General features: G+C 55.3%; 1 pseudogene. It reads right to left on the bottom strand.

The features are described from left to right. Window positions 1–229 (bottom strand): annotated as a pseudogene (locus QN347_RS20170) (hypothetical protein); the annotation flags it as partial. Between the last annotated feature and the right edge of the window lie 33 nt (window positions 230–262).

Genomic DNA, 262 nt, shown 5'->3' with positions numbered 1-262 from the left:
ACAACTCTCTACGTCGCGTGAAAATCTCATGGATAGACAAGCTGCGTTCCACCCAAAACCAAGCCGCAAAAATCTCCGCAAGCGCCACGGAAAATGCCGACGTGCTGACATACAGGCTAACGCCTAGCCCATCGGTGAGCAGGTCAGTAATCTGGGTGCCGACCACGCTGAGCAGTACGACCGTCAGCCAGTAAATCCAGGGCGTGTAGCTCCGCGTGCGCAGTTGCATGAATAGGGCAATAGCCAACAGTGCACCCATCAC

The sequence above is a fragment of the Sphingomonas sp. 10B4 genome (genome assembly GCF_035019905.1).
Taxonomy (GTDB): Bacteria; Pseudomonadota; Alphaproteobacteria; order Sphingomonadales; family Sphingomonadaceae; genus Sphingomonas; species Sphingomonas glacialis.
Note: the sequence above shows the minus strand (reverse complement) of the source record. Positions and strands in the feature narration are given on the sequence as shown.